Source organism: uncultured Tenacibaculum sp., from assembly GCF_947502995.1.
Classification (GTDB): domain Bacteria; phylum Bacteroidota; class Bacteroidia; order Flavobacteriales; family Flavobacteriaceae; genus Polaribacter.
Map to the genome: position 1 here is coordinate 1 of NZ_CANNBW010000039.1, position 12,809 is coordinate 12,809.

14 protein-coding genes are annotated in these 12,809 nt (G+C 28.0%); 5 read left to right on the plus strand and 9 right to left on the minus strand.

Features of this window, described 5'->3' with window-relative positions:
• Window positions 1-141: 141 nt before the first annotated feature.
• The 6 genes from Q1A46_RS20395 to Q1A46_RS20420 all read right to left on the minus strand — a co-directional run bounded on the left by Q1A46_RS20395 (window position 142) and on the right by Q1A46_RS20420 (window position 6,644).
• Window positions 142-1,317: a hypothetical protein gene (locus Q1A46_RS20395; RefSeq protein ID WP_299683437.1), complete on the minus strand. Its 1,176-nt coding sequence runs from the start codon at window positions 1,315-1,317 to the stop codon at window positions 142-144.
• A 171-nt stretch (window positions 1,318-1,488) separates the two neighbouring features.
• Window positions 1,489-4,149: a CHAT domain-containing protein gene (locus Q1A46_RS20400; RefSeq protein ID WP_299683439.1), complete on the minus strand. Its 2,661-nt coding sequence runs from the start codon at window positions 4,147-4,149 to the stop codon at window positions 1,489-1,491.
• Between the two features lie 138 nt (window positions 4,150-4,287).
• Window positions 4,288-4,845 (minus strand): hypothetical protein, encoded by a 558-nt coding sequence (locus Q1A46_RS20405; protein WP_299683441.1) that lies wholly within the window; start codon window positions 4,843-4,845, stop codon window positions 4,288-4,290.
• A 23-nt stretch (window positions 4,846-4,868) separates the two neighbouring features.
• Window positions 4,869-5,453 (minus strand): hypothetical protein, encoded by a 585-nt coding sequence (locus tag Q1A46_RS20410; protein ID WP_299683443.1) that lies wholly within the window; start codon window positions 5,451-5,453, stop codon window positions 4,869-4,871.
• Window positions 5,454-5,467: 14 nt separating this feature from the next.
• A complete protein-coding gene (locus Q1A46_RS20415; protein WP_299683445.1) occupies window positions 5,468-6,052 on the minus strand; it encodes a hypothetical protein in 585 nt (194 codons plus the stop codon).
• A gap of 13 nt (window positions 6,053-6,065) precedes the next feature.
• Window positions 6,066-6,644, minus strand: coding sequence for a hypothetical protein (locus tag Q1A46_RS20420; protein ID WP_299683447.1), 579 nt, complete (start codon window positions 6,642-6,644; stop codon window positions 6,066-6,068).
• Window positions 6,645-6,736: 92 nt separating this feature from the next.
• On the opposite strand from Q1A46_RS20420, the gene Q1A46_RS20425 reads away from it, so the two are divergent.
• Window positions 6,737-7,303: an RNA polymerase sigma factor gene (locus Q1A46_RS20425; RefSeq protein ID WP_299683449.1), complete on the plus strand. Its 567-nt coding sequence runs from the start codon at window positions 6,737-6,739 to the stop codon at window positions 7,301-7,303.
• Window positions 7,300-8,118 (plus strand): tol-pal system YbgF family protein, encoded by an 819-nt coding sequence (locus tag Q1A46_RS20430; protein ID WP_299683451.1) that lies wholly within the window; start codon window positions 7,300-7,302, stop codon window positions 8,116-8,118. The genes Q1A46_RS20425 and Q1A46_RS20430 overlap by 4 nt, the downstream gene beginning before the upstream one ends.
• Window positions 8,119-8,291: 173 nt before the next feature.
• On the opposite strand, the gene Q1A46_RS20435 is transcribed toward Q1A46_RS20430, so the two are convergent.
• From Q1A46_RS20435 to Q1A46_RS20445, 3 genes are all read right to left on the minus strand, one after another.
• Complete coding sequence (locus Q1A46_RS20435; RefSeq protein WP_299683453.1) at window positions 8,292-9,467, minus strand: GlmU family protein; 1,176 nt, start codon at window positions 9,465-9,467, stop codon at window positions 8,292-8,294.
• 90 nt (window positions 9,468-9,557) lie between these two features.
• Window positions 9,558-10,307 carry a T9SS type A sorting domain-containing protein gene (locus Q1A46_RS20440; protein WP_299683455.1) on the minus strand — a complete coding sequence of 250 codons (750 nt, stop codon included), beginning with the start codon at window positions 10,305-10,307 and terminating at the stop codon, window positions 9,558-9,560.
• A gap of 3 nt (window positions 10,308-10,310) precedes the next feature.
• A complete protein-coding gene (locus Q1A46_RS20445) occupies window positions 10,311-10,844 on the minus strand; it encodes an ankyrin repeat domain-containing protein (protein WP_299683457.1) in 534 nt (177 codons plus the stop codon).
• A 230-nt stretch (window positions 10,845-11,074) separates the two neighbouring features.
• Between Q1A46_RS20445 and Q1A46_RS20450 the strand changes: the two genes are divergently transcribed.
• Genes Q1A46_RS20450 through Q1A46_RS20460 form a run of 3 tightly spaced genes read left to right on the plus strand, consistent with a single transcriptional unit; the run spans window position 11,075 to window position 12,693 of the window.
• Entirely contained in the window at window positions 11,075-11,461 is a 387-nt protein-coding gene (locus tag Q1A46_RS20450) for a 6-phosphogluconate dehydrogenase (RefSeq protein ID WP_299683459.1), read from the plus strand.
• Window positions 11,454-12,005: an acyl-CoA thioesterase gene (locus Q1A46_RS20455; RefSeq protein WP_299683461.1), complete on the plus strand. Its 552-nt coding sequence runs from the start codon at window positions 11,454-11,456 to the stop codon at window positions 12,003-12,005. The genes Q1A46_RS20450 and Q1A46_RS20455 overlap by 8 nt, the downstream gene beginning before the upstream one ends.
• Entirely contained in the window at window positions 11,998-12,693 is a 696-nt protein-coding gene (locus Q1A46_RS20460; RefSeq protein ID WP_299683463.1) for a cyclase family protein, read from the plus strand. Before Q1A46_RS20455 ends, Q1A46_RS20460 begins: the two co-directional genes overlap by 8 nt.
• Window positions 12,694-12,809 lie beyond the last annotated feature (116 nt).

The following is a 12,809-nucleotide window of genomic DNA, read 5'->3' on the forward strand; positions in this document are numbered from 1 at the left end:
GTTCGCTTTTTCTTGGGTACAGTGTTATTCATAAAATAAGTCTAAATTGTGTAAACTTATTTCAGGACGGGACATTTAAAACTAAAAAAGCCACATTATACAATGTGGCCTTTTAGCAATCTTCAAATAACGATCTTATATCTATCTTCTACTTCTTACTACTCTAGATCTTGAAGTATTTCCTTTTGATCTATTAGAACTTACACTTCTAGTAACTTTAGTTTTTGTTCTTGTAGAGTTTCCTCTATTTTTATATCTCGTATTTTGAGTTCTTTTTACTGTACTTGCTGTTCTTGTTTTAGAGTAACCTCTTGTTTTTTTAGGTTGAACTTTTCTTGTAATGCTTTTATATTTTTTACTCTTAGAATTAGATCTGTTCGCTACAGAATTTCTATTTCTTGTATTAACTTGAGCTCTATTTCTAGAAATATTTCTAGTCGTTCCTCTATCTCTAGAAACTGTTCTTGTGTTTCTAGTAATAGTACGAGATCTATCAATACTTCTATTTGTGTTTCTAGCTACTCTAGAACTGTTTCTATTAATTCTACTGTAATTACGATCATTTCTTTGATACATAGTTCTTCTACTATCTCTTGATCTGTATCTTATATTTCTAGCATTAGCTACCCTTCTACCTCTATTAAAGTTTCTTACCGTTACACCTGGTCTACAGTAAGTTCTATTTCTATAAGATCTCGCATAATACCCATTGTAATAATTGTTTCTATATACTGAATAAGAAAATCTGTATGGTGAATAAAATCTTCTGTAAGGACGGTCCCAAACTACACATCTATCTACTACTGGTACAGAAAAATATCTGTGGTAAGGTCTGTATACATAATATCTGTTATAATTATTAATATAACCTGAACAGTTTAAAAAATCTCCATAGGTATTATAGTTTACAAATAATCCTCCAACTCTAGATACTCGTCCCCAACGATTATAACGTATGAAAACATCTCCTGCTTGAGCAATTCTTCCGTAGTGGTCATAAAAAATTGGAATATCTTCAATCTGTACTACTGCTCCATAATCATCATATTGTACAAATGCATCATAATTATAACCTGAATTAAAACTAATATTGACTCCTGGTCCATTAACGTTTATATTTACGCCTCTTCTTGAATTATTTAAATAAAAATCGAATTGTCCGTCTGGATATACAGCAAACTCTACTCCGCCTTCATTAAAGATGAATGATTTACCGTAATTATAATAACGTGCTGTTGTATTTGCACTCGTTTCTGACGCATTAGCTGAAAATGTTGCTAATAAAATTCCCGTAACTAGTAAAACAAATTTCTTCATACTATTTGATTTTAAATGCATATCATTATTTTGATATACACTTACATAATACCAAGTAGCGTGCCAAAAATTTATTTCTTGTATTTAAGTAATTTAAAATACTAGCATTTTTGAACTAATAAACTGAAACAAAAAAGCTTGGATAATATCCCAAGCCTTTATAAATCAGTATTATTTGATTCTTTTCTTAAACAGAAAGATAAATAACAACAATAGAATTAAACCTAATACTATATATATGAATATATAATTGGTTTCAGGTTTAATACCATTACTATTTCCAATCATTATTAAAGGAGCCCAATAATAAGGTGAAGCTTCTGCATCTGTATTTGTTTTTAAGTAATTCAATTTAGCCTCTCTTAAAGCTTGTGATTTGGTTCTTCCTTCACTTAAATTTTTATAAAAATTAGAAGTTATGTTTGTTATAGCTTTATCATTTGTACACCAAAGAGATGGAACTACTGCTTTTGCTCCTGTACTAAAAAAACTTCTTGCCAAACTCATTACTCCTTCTCCTCTACTAATTTTTCCCAATGAAGTATTACAAGCACTCAATACTACTAAATCTGCATTATTACCAATAGAGTTTAATTCTTGCAAATTTACTTTTTGATCATTAAAAGCAATCCAAGGACTTTTATCATCTGAAGCGTCTGCATGAGTTGCTAAATGGAGAATTTTATAATCTTTAGCTTTATTTATAAAGTTTTCTTTAGAAGCTTCCTTTCCTTTTAAAATTGTTCCACTGTAGTACTTCTCTCCTAGTCCAACTTCTTGGCCACTATTTTTAAGTGACACTAAATTTCCTTCAAAATTTTCAGGAGCAATTCCTAAAAACTGTTTAGAAGCGTTTCTGATTACATTTTCATTTTCTTTTTGAAACGTTAATGAATAATCGTATAAAATTTCATTAGTTTCAATAAAATAAGTGAATGTGTTGGTATTTACTACTAAAGCATCAAAAGGTATAAAATTTATTAAATGATCTCCAAGTATGGTAATCTTTTTACTTATCAATTCCTTTTGAATCTCGTTTGGAATAAGAGTTTTATAAATTGAATTTGATACCTTTTTATAAGATTCTATATCTTCTGTTCTGGTGAATGGTTTTTCTAATTTTTCTCGTAACAGTTTAGTATTTGAGATGAGTTGATCAACCTCTTTTATTTTTAAAATCTTATTTAGATTCTTTGACATAAAAATTAAATAAGTATTAGGAACTTTACCTATTAATCTTTCTGCCATAACATAATGTAAAACAACTTCATTTTCATTTAGTTTCACATCATTTAAAGAACGTATTTCCGTTTGAATTGGGTTATTAAAATAGTTTTTAGCTACAACATTAGTCGTATCTTTTTCAACCTTATTTTGTCTTTTTATATCTTCAATTAATAATAAAGCCTTGTTTTTTTCAGCAAAATAAAAAGCTTTTTCAATATCATTGATTTGATAACACGCTTCTAAAGCAAGTATATAAATTTCAGAAGCTAAATCACGAAGTAATAATTTAGTACTAAAAGATAAATCATCTTTCAACATAATATTCACTAATCTGTCACTAAGCATAGTTTTACTCAGAATTAATGAGATTTTTTCTTTAGTAATTTCGTTTTTTAAAGAACGATCCCAATTTTCAATCTGACTTCTAAATAATTCTAATAAGACTTCTTTATCTTGAACTTCTTTTAATTGTTGATCTGAGATAACATCTGATTCTTTTATCTGTTTGTTATTAAAAATACAAGACAATGATTTTAAAAAATAACTTTGAGCAGTTTGGTAATCTTGACTTAAAGATGCATTTGTCCCCAGACCTATATATGTTCTAATTAAAAAATTTTGATTTGCTTCTTTGAATTCTAGTGATTTTTCAAAATAAGTTTTAGACTTTTCTAAATCTATTTTTTCATAAGTAAATCCAAGATTTAAATAGAATAATTGAGATTGCTGAGGGTTATTTAACCTTTTTAAAACTTTAGAAGCTTTATCGTAATATTTAAATGTCTTCTCTGAATCTGAACCATATAAAGAATATAAACCTGCTAAATTGTTGTAAATGGTAAACTCGGCTTGATCTTCTTTTTCTGGTAGTAAATTATATAATGAATCTGCAGTATGAAGATGATTAATAGCTTTTTTTCCCGCTTCTTTGTTTCTTAAGTTTTTATACGTTGTAGCAACATTTAAATGTGTATTAATAATATCTACTTGATTTGTAGAATTAAATTTTTTTAATGCTTCTTCATAATTTAAACTTGCTAAAAAATAATCATTGGCTTCAAAATATAAGTCTGCTAATTTTAAATAAGATTGTGCCAAATTACGTTTTGCACTAGCATTAAAATCATCACAATTTTCAAATTGTAAAACTTTCTTATAACCATCAATCGCTTTTTCAAATGCTTTATTTTTTTTGTTATAGAAACCTGCGTTATAATAACTTTTTTTAATTGAACACGAATCTAATGGTGTCACTTTTAATTTAGATGCTATAGCAATTTCATTAAAACGAACAGCTTTATTAATATCTTCTTTATATAACTTTTTTGCTAACTCGTGACTATCTTCTCCTAATTGTTTAAAATTATTTTGCTTTTCATATTCTTTAAATAAAGCATCGAATAGTGTTAATTTTTCTTCACTTGTAGATGATAGTGAAATTATAGAATCGAATTTTTGAGATACTGCTTGACCAAAACTTTTATTCGTTAATAGAAAACAAAAGAAGAGTAACATAAATGCACTCTTCTTAAATTGTATATTATTCTGTTTACTTTTTAAGTAAGTATTACTAATTTCTAGGTTATCCTGAATTTTCTTAATCATGTATAAATTAATCAAAAATATTTTAAATTTAGTTAGTCTAACGAAATTTTAACTTTAAAATTATTTTCTTAGACCTACAGGCTTAAAATAGTTTGTTAATTTACAATAATAGAAAATTAAAAAGCTAAACTCTATTTTTTAGTTTTTTTGATATTCATCAAGTGGTATTTCTTCACAAGAATTAAAAACTATTAGGCTTCCTTTTGGACCATCATCATCTTCTTCAGTATTATCTTCATTTCCTCTAATTGTAGTTGTTGATGCTACAATTAAGTTTTTTTCTCTATCTCTTCCAGGAATTGTTGCTTTTGTTGAAACAAACCAAGTGTCAATATCCTCACAAGTATCAGGAACAATAAATATTTCTCCACCTTCCCTATCTCTCATTGCTTCATAAAATTGTAACTTATCTGCTATAGTCCAACTTTTTTGAAATACTACAAATACTTTTTCATAAAAAATATCATTTCCTAATTTATCAGAAGATCCTAAACCTTTATGAAATAAGTTTCTTTCAGATTTTGCAACTCCTAATTTTTGTTGCATCTCTAAAATTAAATTATCTAAACGAATTGCATTTTCAGGCAATTCAGTTATAAGATTTCCTTCAATAGCAACTTCTGATTCATCTGAACAGCCAATGATTAATGAAAATGATAAAAGAATTAAGAAAAAGTAATTTATAGTATTTCTCATGATGATGTTTTATTAAATTATTATTACAAAGGAATTTCTTCACAAGAAGAATAATAATCACCTTCTATAGAAGTAAAAGGTGGAGGCAATTGTGGCCCATCTTCTTGTTGTTGAGTATTTCCATTTAAACCTGAATTAGAAGCTACAATTAAATTTTTTGATCTGTCATATAAAGGTAATAATGGATTAGCACTTTTATTAGGTATATACCACGTTTCTATGTAATCACAATTATTGGGCTCTACTTTTATATTACCAAATTTTATCCTCATTCCACTTAAAAAATGATTATAATTAAATTGATTCCAATCTTTTGGAAACACTACAAAAACCTTTTGATAAGTATAAAAATTATAATCTAAATTATAAGACGGAAAAGAATTTCTACTAGACATTTCCTTTTGTTGAGATTTTATACCTAACTCTTCTCTTTGTTTTGCAATTATTTTATCTAAATCTTCTACATTGTCTGGCAAATCTGATAATTTATATTCATTAATAACTGTATTTAAATGCGTATTCTCATCTATAACAGTCTCATCAGAACAACTTATCATTAAACTTAATGACAAGAATATTACAAGAAGTGTACTTATTTTATTTTTCATAGTAGCTTTTTAAATTAATTATTTTGATATGCTGAAATTTGAATTTCTTTACAAGACTTAAAGTAATCTGTCGGATCTTTTGGTCCATCTTCTTCTTCTTCTTGACTTCCATTGCTTCCGCCACCTCCTTTAAGTCCAGAATTTGAGGCTACAATTAAATTCTTTTTACTGTTTTTATCCTTAAAACTAAAAGTCTTCGGTATATACCAAGTATCTACATATTCACAATCATTTGGTTCAACATAAATCTCTCCTTCTAACTCTATTCTTGCTCGTTGATAAAATCCAAACTTGTTCGAAGATGTCCAATTAGTAGGATAAACCACAAAAAACTTCTCGTGAAAAATTAAATCATCATCAGTTAATCCTTTTGTTCCTCCTAAACCTTTGTTAGATAATTTACTCGACTCGTTTTTAGCACTTAAATCATGTATAAGTTGATCTAAACTAATTACATTTTCTGGTAATTCTGTTACAATATTCTCATTAAACTCTGTTTCTAAATAAATGTTGTTATCTATATTATCTTCATTAGAACAACTCATTAAAAAATTGATTAATAAGAAAATTACCCCTATAAAATATATTCTATTTTTCATTGCTTTTGGTTTTTTAGTTATTATGGATCAATGAGACAGGTATCTCTTTACATGATTTGTAATAAACCTCAGCCATATTTGGAGGTAATTGTGGGCCATCACCTTCTAATTCTGAGCTACTTCCGCTTCCATTTAAACCTGAATTAGAGGCTACAATTAAATTCTTAGCTCTATCTCTAAATGAATCATCTACATTTTTACTAGGTATATACCAAGTATCAATATATTCGCATGAATTAGTTACAATAAATATTTCTACATGCTTCATTCTTTCTCGCTGATAAAATCCAAATTTATCTGCAGTTGTCCAATCTCTTGGATAAACCACAAAAAACTTCTCATAAAAAATAGGATCATCTCCTAACTTATCAGCTCCTCCTAAATTGCTATTTATTAATCTTTCACTTGTTGAAGTTTCCCCTAGTTCTTCTTTAAGATTATTGATAATTTCATTTAAACTTATTGCGTTTTCTGGTAATTCTAGGACAATATTTTGTGATTGTTCATCAATTACTAATTCCTTTTCGTTAGAACAGCTTATATTTGACCATAATAATATAGCTGTTACAATTTGTACAGTTATTTTTTTCATTTTATTTTGCTTTATTCATTATCTAGTTCCCCACAAACTAAAAAAGTTACCAGCAAAAGTAAAAAAATAATAAAAATGTCATTTTTATCAGGATGTTAGAAACTCCATCAGATATTATAAAAGAGATAACCATAGGAAACAGAAAAGTTATACAAGGTTTGTACAACTCTGTTTTTCCTAAAATTAAAAGTTACGTCATAAAAAATAATGGTAATACTGAAGATGCTGAAGATATTTTTCAAAAAGTATTGATCCAAATTATTTCTCGTTACAAGACGAAACCATTCGTAATTAATAGCACTATAGATGGTTTTTTATATGTTGCTGCCTCTAATTTATGGAAGCGCGAATTAAATAAACGAAAAAAGAAGGTAACAAATGCTACTATTTTTGAACATCTAAACGAAGAGGAAGATTTAACCCTTTCTGTATTAGAACAAGAAAAATGGGAATTGTTTCAAGAAATGCTTCATGCTATTTCTGATAATTGTAAGAAATTACTACAATTATTTTTTAAGAAAACTCCTTATAAAAAGATTGTTTCTGAGTTAGGTTATAAATCTGATAATGTAGTAAGACAACGTATATTTAATTGTAAAGCACAACTAACTAAAGCCATTCAAAGTGATTTTAGGTATCAAGAATTAAAAGGATTATGACAGATTTTATAAAGGAAATAGATCGGTATTTTGATGGAGAAATGAATGCTGATGAAAAAGCTACTTTTGAAAATCAATTAACAATAGATGAAGATTTAAATAGAACATTTCTTTTGCAAAAAGAAATGAGATCGATTTATGATGAAGATGAATGGTCTTTTAATGATCGTTCAAGCTTAAAAACACAAAGAGCTCAAGATATTCAAGAATATTTAAAAAGTGATGAAATTATACATGTAAAATCTGTAATACAAGATGTTGTTGCAAATTCTAAGTCTTCAAAGACACCTCGGATTCGCCAATTATATACAAAGCTTAGTATCGCTGCTTCAATTTTAGTTTTAGTTTCTGTTTCCTATATCACATTTTTTAAACAGAATTACGATAATTCAGCACTTTTCGACACATATTATAAAGAAGAAATTAAAGCTTTTCCATCTACTATTGATCGTAACGATGCTAATAATTTACTTAACAAGGGACAATTATATTTTGAGGAAAAAAATTATTCTGACGCTGTAAATTCTCTTTTAGCATATCAAAAAGAAAGTAACGCTGAAGTGAATCCACTGTCTTATTCATTTTGTGGTTTTTCTTATTTAGCTTTAAATGATATTAATAATGCTGAAAAACAATTTGATTTACTTAAAAACTCAAATACGCTACAAGCTAAGAAAGCGAATTGGTATTTAGCTTTAACTCATTTAAAAACTGATGATAAAACTAAATTAAAAGTAGCTTTATTAGAAATTACATCTGATACTAAAAATTACAATTACAATAAAGCAAAAAAGCTTTTAGATAAAATTGATTAACATAATCACTATCATAAAACAAAAAAGCTTAGAAATAATTTCTAAGCTTTTTTGTTTTATGAATTAATAACACCATTAAGTATTTATTAAAACCTTTCTAATTCTAGTATAGAATTTTGTTCTGAATAAATCAATTTTTCTTTAGAAACATTATCAATTTCTTTTTAAAGAAATTAATAATTTCTGTATTGTTGAGATTGTTCAAACACAGCTGAAAGAATCTTTTGTTCTAGCTCATCGTAAACTATATTTCTTCTTTTCATTACAACTTCAGCTACTTCATTTACTTTATTCATCTTATATTCTGTGAAACCCGAAGCTCCTCCCCAACTAAATGACGGAACAAAATTTCTTGGAAACCCGCTTCCGAAAATATTTGCAGAAACTCCTACAACTGTTCCTGTATTAAACATTGTATTTATTCCACATTTAGAATGATCTCCCATAATTAAACCACAAAATTGTAATCCAGTTTTAGCAAATCTTCCAGTTTCGTAACTCCACAAACGAACTTCTGCGTAATTATTTTTTAAGTTAGAATTGTTTGTATCTGCACCTAAATTACACCATTCCCCCAATACAGAATTCCCTAAGAAACCATCGTGTCCTTTATTCGAATATCCGAATAACACAGAGTTATTTACTTCTCCACCAACTTTACAGTACGGACCTAGAGTTGTTGCTCCATAAATTTTTGCTCCAAGTTTTAATACTGAATTTTCACACATTGCTAAAGCTCCACGAACAACAACACCTTCCATAATTTCTGCATTCTTTCCAATATAAATTGGTCCGGTAGTAGCGTTTAAAGTCGCAAAAGTTAATTTGGCGCCTTCTTCTATAAAAATATTTTCTCTACCAATACATTGAACAGTATCTGGAATAGGTTGAGATTCTCTTCCTTCGGTTAATAATTCAAAATCTTGACGAATTGCTTGATCGTTATTTGAGAAAATATCCCAAGTATTATTAATCTTTATAATATTCTCTTCAAACTCTATTTGTGTATAACTATCAAAATCAACTTCTTCTTGATCAATTACACTGTAAAATGCTATTACATCTTCTCCTTTAAAAATGGCTTCATTTTGTTTTAAATTTTCTACCATATTAACTAATTCTGGAGTTGGTAAAAAAGAAGCATTTAACATGATGTTTTCTTCCATTTCTACCATAGGATATTTTTCTTCTAAATACTCTTCGGTAATTGTAGTTGTTGTTAATCCTAAATACTTTTCCCATTTTTCTCTAATGGTTAAAATACCTACTCTAATATCGGCTACAGGTCTAGTATATGTAAATGGTAAAAGAGAAGTTCTCACATCTCCATCAAATAAGATATAATTCATTTTAATTCTTTTTTTGAAGCTGCACAAACTTACAATAAAAAACCGACTGTTACTCACAATCGGTTTTAATATAAACGTTTTAAATTTCTGCTATTTTTTTAAGATTTTCTTTATTCCTAATTTATTTTCTGATCTAATAACTAGCGTGTAAAAACCAGTTCCAATACCTGAAAAATCTATTTCTTTTTCAGACTGGGACACTTCTCCTGTTTTAATTATTCTACCAGAGAAATCGTAAACATCAATTTTAGCTGAATCTACATCAAAAGGTAATTCTATATTCATATTATTAGATACAGGATTTGGGAAAGCTTCAAAAGCCAAAGTTTCGAAATCTTCTTTTCCTAAAGTTACACCTAAAGTAGTTGCGCCTCTATTTGAAGATCCATGATACGCATAAGTAGTTGACGCTCCAAAAGCCCAAATAATATCAATACTACCTGCACTATTACTAAAGACAAAATCGTTAGCATCTCCAGTATTATTTGCTCTTGTAGCTGTTATTGTTCTTACACCTCCTGATACTGTATTAGATACTAAATTCCAATCTTGACTAGTATCTGCTGGTGGTAATTGATTTCCAACAGTTCTTGCATCTGTTATAGTAGTTCCATCTGTTCTGAAAACATCTGAATTACTTAACATATTTGTTGCACTTTCATCAAACCCAACCGCAAACCAAGCATTTGAAGGTCCTGTTAAAATTAAAGTTGTTGTTGTTGCATCAGTTTCTAAGTTAATACTTAGATTACCACTCAAAACTTGAGTTCCAGTTGAAAAAGTTTGTGCAAATGTTACACTAGAAATTAGTGTAACAAAGAAGAGTAATTTTCTTACCATAATTTAGTTTTTAAATAGAGTTAATATTTTTTGGTTATTCTTTAAAGTCGCATAATCTTTTGCTGTATTACCACGATTATCTTTTAAATTATATTTTGCTCCAGAATTAATTAGTTTTTCGGCTATTTTTTCTAAATTAAAAATTACAGCATAATGTAAAGCTGTTGTTCCATTGTCATCTGAAATATTTACATCTGCTTTGTGAGATAATAAATATGTAACCAATTCTTCATTGCCTTTTACAACTGAAGCCATTAAAGCAGTTCCATAACCATTACTTAAATCGATATTATTAGATTTATCTATAATATATTTTGCTACTTCGTTATTACCACTGTAACAAGCTAAAATAAGAGGTGTATAACCAGACATATTTTTTTGATCAATTGATTCTGGCTTTTTTTCTAATATTGTTTTTAAATCAGTTAAACTTCCAGAACGAGCTATTGAAAAAATAGCTGAATTTTCTTGTTGAGAGAATAAACTATAACTTAATAACAAGAGAAAAATAGTTAGTAATTTAATGTAGTTTTTCATTTTTAAATATTTGGTTACTAATAAATATAATTAAATAAACCTTAAGTATTGCAAATCACAAAGCAAAGTATTCAAAAACCTGATTTTAAAACTATTAAAATAGTTAAAAAGAAAAAAAAGCATTTAAAAAGGGAAAAAAAAGCTTTGAAAATTCCGTTAAATATTGGTTAATTCAACTTTTATTTTGCTGTCTCTTTAAATAGAAATATTTTTAATCATAATTTTGTCTTATGAAAAAAATTCTATTTACAATTCTCTCAGTTATTCTATTGTTAGCTGTAGCTTATTACACTTTTATTTATTACGTTCCCTACAGTGAAGGTGTTCGTTCTGGAGAATTAATAAAATTTAGTAGAAAAGGAATTACTATTAAAACATGGGAAGGAGAAATTAGTCAAGGGATTTCTGGAGCTCAAATTTTCAGTTTTTCAGTAGAAGATAAAGAAAAAGAGGCAATCAAAAATCTTAAAAAATATCAAGGCCGATACGTAAAACTAACCTATAAAGAAAGATTTGGAAAGTTTTTTTGGCTTGGTGACACTAAATATTTTATAACTAAAGTAGAAGAAGAAAACTCTCCTCACTTTAGTGGTTTAAGATCTAAGAAAGATGAATAAAACATACAAACACGTAGAAGAGACGAGAATTACGATCTCAGAATTAATGTTACCCTCTCACGCTAACTTTAGTGGAAAAATTCATGGAGGTTATATTTTAAATTTAATGGATCAAATTGCTTTTGCTTGTGCATCTAAATATTCTTCAACATACTGTGTTACTGCTTCTGTAGATACCGTTGATTTTTTAAATCCTATCGAAGTTGGTGAACTGGTAACCATGAAAGCTTCTATTAACTATGTAGGAAGAACTTCTATGGTAGTAGGAATTAGAGTTGAATCACAACATATTCAATCAGGAAATGTAAAACATTGCAATTCTTCATATTTTACTATGGTTGCAAAAGACGATAATGGAAAAAATGTACCTGTACCTGGTTTAATTTTAAACAGCGAACTTGAAATAAAACGTTTTTTAAAAGCAATAAAACGTACAGAAATGAAAAAAACAAGACAAGACGAGTTTGATAGAGATGATTTTATTCCTGAAAATTACTTAAGAGAACTAGAAAACTTTAATGTAAAAATTGAATTGAATGGTTGAAATAATAGATCTCAGCCAAGAGATATATGAAGGAATGCCTGTATTTAAAAGTTTACCACAAGTAAAAATGCAGATACATAATACGCACGAAGAATGGAATGATGAGATTAATCCTACGACTGAAACTCCTGCTGTTTACAAGTTAGAACTTGGTGAACATACTGGAACTCATGTTGACGCTATAAACCATATGGCAAAAGAACATGTAGGAAAAACTATTGATACCATGCCACTTTCTATGTTTTATACAGAAGGATTATGTTTAGATCTTTCTCACAAAGGTTTTAAAGAATTAATTACTTCTAATGACTTAAAAAAAGCCTTAGAAAAAGAGAGTTTATCAATAAATAAAGGAGATACTGTATTAATTTATACAGACCATTATAGAAAGGCTTTTAATACTGAAAATTGGGGAAACGGACCTGGAATAACTGCTGAATGTACTAGATGGTTAGGAAATCATGAAATTTCAGCTTTTGGTGTAGAAACTATGTCACCAGGTGTTCCTAAAATTTCAAATAAAGAAGTACATTATATCTGTGGAGAAATGGGATTTACTCATTATGAAAATATGATTAATCTTCATAAGCTTATTGGTAGAGGAAGATTTCGTTTTATAGCATTACCTTTAAAAATAAGAGGTGGTACTGGTTCACCCGTTAGAGCTGTTGCCATTTTTAACGAATAAAAAAAGTCAAAGTATAAACTTTGACTTTTTAAATATTATTTGTCCCGTCCTGAAATAAGTTTACACAATTTAGACTTATTTTATGAATAACACTGTACCCAAGAAAAAGCGAACTC